Source organism: Barnesiella sp. CU968, assembly GCF_905219685.1.
Classification (GTDB): Bacteria; Bacteroidota; Bacteroidia; order Bacteroidales; family Muribaculaceae; genus Lepagella; species Lepagella muris_A.
Genome location: NZ_CAJMXD010000172.1, coordinates 1 through 6,102, shown reverse-complemented (window position 1 = coordinate 6,102; position 6,102 = coordinate 1). Strand labels below are relative to the sequence as shown.

Here is a 6,102-nt window from a genome sequence, read left to right as displayed (position 1 = left end):
CATCGAGATTACAGCCAGGGAAATTCTGAAACTGAAAGAAGAACTTTATAAAATCATTTCAGAGCATTCCGGACAGCCGTTTGATAAAGTTGAGGCAGATTCAGACCGTGATTACTGGATGATAGCCGGAGAGGCTAAGGAATATGGCATGATTGACAAAGTCCTTGTAAATCCGAAGAAGGAGGCTTGATAAAATGGCAGTAAAGAGAAACGGTCTTGTCTGCACCATGTGCGGCAATGTGGATTGCACGGCGACCCCGGTTGTGAAGGTTCTGGAGGGGCTGAACCTCTGCACCGACTGCATCAGCTTTATCGATGAATCACGTGATGTGCAGCTTCAACAGCGTAAAAATGCCGGCAAGAGCAAAGCCAATACTGGAAAAAGCATACCGAAGCCCAAAGAGATTCACGATTTTCTCAATCAGTATATCATAGGGCAGGAGGATGCAAAAAAATATCTCTCTGTAGCTGTCTATAACCATTACAAGCGCATCAACTCCACTGCGGACGATGATGTGGATGTGGAGAAATCCAACATCATACTTGTCGGTCCTACAGGCACCGGGAAGACACTTCTTGCAAAAACGATAGCAAGGCTTCTTGATGTGCCATTCACCATTGTCGATGCCACTGTTCTTACTGAAGCCGGCTACGTGGGTGAAGACATCGAGTCTTTGCTTACCCGTCTGCTCCAGACATGTGACTATGATGTGGAGAGGGCTCAGAGAGGAATAGTGTTCATCGATGAGATTGACAAAATCGCACGCAAGAGCGACAATCCCTCGATAACGCGTGATGTCAGTGGCGAGGGTGTTCAGCAGGGTCTGTTGAAACTTCTTGAAGGCAGCACTGTGCTTGTGCCGCCAAACGGAGGCCGCAAGCATCCGGAGCAGAAGCTGATACCGGTTGACACAAAGAATATACTTTTTATATGTGGAGGTGCATTCGACGGTATAGAAAGAAAGATCGCATCGCGTCTTAACACACATGTTGTCGGATATGGACATGATGAGCGGTCCAAAAAGCATCAGCGCGACAATCTTATGAAGTATGTCATGCCGCAGGATCTCAAGAGCTTCGGTCTGATACCCGAGATTATCGGCAGACTGCCTGTGCTTACGAGTCTCGAGCCGCTTGACAAGGATGCGTTGCTGCGGATTCTTACCGAACCCAAGAATGCTATTACGCGTCAGTATAAGAAGTTGTTCGAGATGGATGGAGTGGAGCTTGAGTTTACTGAAGATGCATTGAATCTCATTGCCGACAAGGCGATTGAATACAAGCTCGGTGCCAGAGGTCTGCGCTCGATAGTAGAGACAATCATGGTTGACGCGATGTATGAGGTGCCCTCAAAGTCCGAAAAGAAATTCATAGTTGATGCGGCTTATGCTGCGTCACAGCTTGAAAAGGCACACTTCGAGCGTACACGTCTTTCAGATTGATTCTCTACGTTGCATCTACACCGGAAAACGGAAGACTATTATATTCGGGACTTGTGAATCTTTCTTCGCAAGTCTCTTTTTTTTGAGAAGATATTGCGATAATTCAAAAATTATTTTAATTTTGTAATGGCGTATGTCATATGATGTGTCTTTAGATAACAAAGCAGCATGCAGACATTCGCCTGAACCAATAACAATTAATACCCGCATGTCTACTCCTCCTGATATTCATGAAGCGCTGAAATACCATTTCGGTTTCGGCAAATTTAAAGGTGACCAGCAAGCGATCATAGAAAGTCTGCTTGATGGCAACGATGTTTTTGTGCTTATGCCGACAGGTGGAGGCAAGTCTCTCTGCTATCAGTTGCCCGCGTTGATGTCGGAAGGTACGGCGGTAGTGATCTCGCCGTTGATCGCTCTGATGAAGAATCAGGTTGATGCCATGCGCAACTATGAAGAGGATGACGGTATCGCTCATTTTCTGAATTCTTCGTTGACAAAAACGGGTGCCGAAGCTGTGAAGGCAGATGTACGCGCAGGGAAGACCAAACTCCTTTATGTGGCTCCCGAGTCTCTGTCAAAGGAATCCAGTGTGGAGTTCCTCAAATCCATAAAGATTTCATTTTTTGCTATAGATGAGGCACATTGCATATCCGAATGGGGTCATGACTTCAGACCGGAATATCGTAAAATACGCCCTTTGATTGCTGAAATCGGAGATTACCATGTGATCGCACTGACAGCGACAGCCACACCCAAGGTGCAACATGACATTCAGAAGAATCTCGGCATACTTGATGCAAAGGTATTCAAATCAAGCTTTAACAGGAAGAATCTCTATTATGAGGTTCGACCTAAGACAAAAGATGTTGATCGAGAGATTATCAAATATATAAAGACACATCCCGGGGAATCGGGCATCATCTATTGCCTCAGCCGGAAGAAAGTTGAGGAACTTGCCGAGACCTTGCGTATCAATGGCATATCATCGTTGCCTTATCATGCGGGGATGGATCCTCAGACCCGTTCGGAGAATCAGGATGCTTTTCTGGAAGAGAAAGTCAATGTGATTGTGGCAACGATTGCGTTCGGCATGGGTATTGACAAACCGGATGTGCGTTTTGTGATTCATTATGACATACCCAAAAGTCTCGAGGGGTATTATCAGGAAACCGGAAGAGCCGGAAGAGACGGTGGTGAAGGGCGTTGCATTACGTTTTACAACAACAAGGATCTTCAGAAACTTGACAAACTGATGCAGAGCAAAACAGCCACAGAGCAGGAAATCGGACGCCAGTTGCTTCAAGAGACCGCAAATTATGCGGAATCGTCGGTATGCCGACGCAAGATACTTCTTCATTATTTCGGAGAAGATTATCATGAAGATAATTGTGGGAATTGCGACAATTGTCTCAATCCGAAAAAGCAGATAGAGGCATCGGAGGCTCTTGCCGCTGTGCTTGAAGCGGTTCGAGATGTAAAAGAAAATCATAAACAAGAATATATAGTAAATATCCTCATCGGTAGAAAGACCGATGAAATCAAGTCAAATCATCATTCAGAGGTGGAGTCTTTCGGCTTTCTTGAAAGCGAGGGAGAGAAATTTGTTGCCACTCTTATACGTCAGGGAGTCATCGGCGACTATCTTTCGCGCGACCTTGAGAATTATGGCAATCTCAAACTCACCGACAAGGGGCGGGACTTCATCGAAAACCCAACTTCATTTAAAATCGTGGAAGATATTGATTATTCTGATGCAGACGTGGAGTTGTCATTAAAAGAGGGGGCCTCTTGCGCGGCCGATCCTGAACTCTACGCTATTTTAAAAGATCTAAGAAAAAAAATTGCGCGAAAACAAAATCTCCCTCCTTATGTGATATTTCAGGAGCCGTCTCTTGAAGCCATGGCTACAACTTACCCCATTACGGAAGAGGAGCTTGCAAATATTCCCGGTGTTGGATTAGGAAAGGCAAAACGCTATGGAAAAGAGTTTATAGAGGTCATCAAACGGCATGTAGCCGAAAATGAGATTATACGTCCGGAAGATATACGGGTGCGCTCGGTTCCTAAAGAGAATAATCTCAAGGTGTCGGTGATTCAAGCCATTGACCGAAAAATAGATCTTGACGAACTTGCAGAGAGCAAAGGTCTTGAATTTGAGGAGATGCTTGACGTGCTTGAATCCATTGTGGAGGCAGGAACCAAAATCGATATCAATTATTTCATATATGAGATACTTGATGACGAGCAGGTGGAAGATATAATGGATTATTTCCGTGAAAGCGAGGAAGATGATCTGGAAAACGCAATTCAGGAACTTGGTGACGAATATGAAGAAAACAATATTCGTCTGGTAAGGGTGAAGTTCATATCGGAAATGGGGAATTGACAGTATTCAGGCAATAAATACGGTTATAATTTTAACGATGACAATTTTTATAAATTGTCATCGTTAAAATTATATGGATATTGGAAAGATGAGTTCTGAATTTCCAAAGACGGAATTTCCATGTTCCATAAAGGTAAGTAAGTAACAAAAGTTGAAACTTAAATGAATAAAAAGTTTGTCGCCGGGGCAGGAGTAACTCTTTTCGCTTTGGCTCTTACGGCTAAGGATCCCGTAATAATGACAGTCAATGGTGTTGACGTTCCTAAATCGGAGTTTGAATATCTGTATGGAAAGAACAGTCAGCAGCAACTTAGCCAGCAGCCTCTTGATGAGTATGTAGAGATGTTTAAGCTTTATAAGATGAAAGTCGAGGACGCCAAGGCGGAAGGGATAGACACCACTGCGGCTTTCAGAAAAGAGATGGAGCAATACCGGCATGATCTTGCCGCTCCTTATCTTGCCGACTCTGTATTCCTTGAAAAACTTCTTAAAGAGACATATGACCGGGCGACACAAGAGGTGGAGGTAAGCCACATCATGCTCTTCAAAAGTCAGAATCCTGCCGAGAATGCTGCTAAACGCCAGCGTATCGACAGTGTGAGGGATGCGTTGCTCTCCGGTGCTGATTTCACGGAACTTGCCGCCGGAATCTCGGAAGACCGCGGATCTAACCAGAGAGGTGGATGGATGGGTTATATATCCGCCCAGCAATATCCGTATTCATTCGAGGTTGCAGCCTATGCTACTCCTGAAGGCGAGATTTCTGGAGTCGTGGAAAGTCCGGTCGGATACCACGTGCTGAAAGGAGGCAAGCGTCGCCCGGCGAGAGGCAAAATCCAGGCAGCCCATATTCTTAAGATGGCACAGGGTAATGATTCCGCGACAGATTCCAAAGCGCGTCATGAAATTGACAGTATCTATAATATTGTCAAGGCAAATCCATCGGCATTTTCAGAGCTTGCCACCCGTCGTTCCGATGACAGAGGCTCAGCACGTCAGGGCGGGATGTTGCCATGGTTCGGTACCGGCGAGATGGTTGCGGAATTTGACTCCGTTGCGTTCTCTCTGACGGACAACAGTATAAGCGAACCTTTCCGCACGGCTTTCGGCTGGCATATCATTAACCGAATCGCATCGCGCCCGATTCCTTCTATGGAACAGATGAAGCCTGAGTTCCTTGCGCGTGTAACCAATCCGCAGGATGAACGATATTCACTTGTGCGTGATAATCAGACCTCACGTCTCGCGGCTAAGCACAAGGCAAAACTCAATGATAAAGTGGTGGAATCCATTGAGCGGTATATCAGTACAAATGCACTTGATTCCGCATTCTATGCCGCTTACGGCAACACTTCCGATGGCAATCTTACCTTGATAACCATAGGTGGAAATAAAATTCCGGTGTCGGCTTTAGTGTATGAAATGAGAAATATAAGACAGACCAATCCGGAAGCTGCGTTGAAAATATTTGACAATAGTCTTGCTTCGTTCTACAACACTTCTCTTGTAGAGGTGGAAATAGACAGGCTCGAGCGAGAGGAACCGGATTACAGGAATCTTCTTCATGAATATATCGACGGCAGTCTACTTTATGAAGTAAGCGTGAAGAAAATCTGGGATAAGGCAGCCAAAGATACAGAAGGTCTTAAAGACTATTTTGAATCTCATCGAGATAATTACAAATGGAGCGTTCCTCATGCAAAGGGGTATCTTGTTCAGACACTCAATGATTCCATTGCGGATGAAGTGAGAAAAATGGCGGCTGTCACAGGGCGTGACTCAATAGTAAATACGATACGCAAGTCATTCAAAGGCACAGTCTCGATAGAGAAGGTGCTCGTGGAGAAAGGGGGCAACGCGATGGTAGATAATCTTGTGTTTGACGGAGCGCCAACAAAGCCGGTGAAGAAGAATTTCGAATCATTCTTCATGATAGATCCGAGAATATTGACTGAACCTGAAGAATACACAGATGTACGCGGACTCGTCACGAATGACTATCAGAATGAGTTTCAGAGTCAATGGGAGGATGAACTAAGGAATAAATATCCGGTCAAGGTTAATCAGAAAGTGTTAAAAAGCGTGAAGAAATAGAATAAAAGGCATTCACATGAGGAGGCCGGGTCAATATTAAGACCCGGCTTCTTTTTTATTAGTGGAAATTTGTTTAAATTTGTAACGTATTATGAAAATGCGGAAACCTATACTGTTCATAAGTGTGTTTATGGCATCGGCATCATTGCAGATGCCTTTGGCTTGCTCATCTCCGGC

Annotated in this window: 4 protein-coding genes; all 4 read left to right on the top strand. The window is 44.8% G+C overall.

Features of this window, described 5'->3' with window-relative positions:
- The coding region (locus JX312_RS07880; RefSeq protein WP_204457629.1) for an ATP-dependent Clp protease proteolytic subunit at positions 1–190 on the top strand (190 nt) is incomplete at its 5' end.
- Positions 191–194: 4 nt separating this feature from the next.
- A complete protein-coding gene (gene clpX, locus JX312_RS07875; RefSeq protein ID WP_204457628.1) occupies positions 195–1,442 on the top strand; it encodes an ATP-dependent Clp protease ATP-binding subunit ClpX in 1,248 nt (415 codons plus the stop codon).
- Positions 1,443–1,650: 208 nt separating this feature from the next.
- Positions 1,651–3,831, top strand: a complete 2,181-nt coding sequence (recQ, locus tag JX312_RS07870) for a DNA helicase RecQ (RefSeq protein ID WP_204457627.1) — start codon at positions 1,651–1,653, stop codon at positions 3,829–3,831.
- Positions 3,832–3,993: 162 nt separating this feature from the next.
- Positions 3,994–5,925, top strand: coding sequence for a peptidylprolyl isomerase (locus JX312_RS07865; RefSeq protein ID WP_204457626.1), 1,932 nt, complete (start codon positions 3,994–3,996; stop codon positions 5,923–5,925).
- Positions 5,926–6,102: the final 177 nt, after the last annotated feature.

Excerpts from the sequence above, each read along its gene's own strand:
- recQ (WP_204457627.1), top strand. The coding sequence starts at position 1,651 with ATGTCTACTCCTCCTGATATTCATGAAGCGCTGAAATACCATTTCGGT.
- clpX (WP_204457628.1), top strand. The coding sequence starts at position 195 with ATGGCAGTAAAGAGAAACGGTCTTGTCTGCACCATGTGCGGCAATGTG.
- JX312_RS07865 (WP_204457626.1), top strand. The coding sequence starts at position 3,994 with ATGAATAAAAAGTTTGTCGCCGGGGCAGGAGTAACTCTTTTCGCTTTG.